Raw genomic sequence first — 277 nt, 5'->3', positions numbered from 1 at the left:
ATGCGGTTTCACATACTGAGACGAAAAACATCTCGATCTCCTTCAGATACGTTCAAGAGCAGCTTCACATTGAAATCACGGACACAGGTGTTGGTCTCACAAAAGAAGAACAAGACATCATGTTTGATCAAGGCTTTTCAACTAAAGGAGAAGACCGAGGTTTCGGACTCTACTTCGTTGACCAAAGCATCAAGAAATTGAATGGACATATGATTGTCACGAGTGAAAAAGGAGAAGGAACGACCTTTAGTCTCCGCATTCCGTATAAACAAAAGGA

At 41.5% G+C, this 277-nt stretch carries 1 protein-coding gene; it reads left to right on the top strand.

Features of this window, described 5'->3' with window-relative positions; translation table 11 throughout:
* The coding region (locus AC0IXA_RS27415; protein WP_471814897.1) for an ATP-binding protein at positions 1-277 on the top strand (277 nt) is incomplete at both ends.

The organism is Pseudomonas sp. AC083 (genome assembly GCF_979253165.1).
Note: the sequence above shows the minus strand (reverse complement) of the source record. Positions and strands in the feature narration are given on the sequence as shown.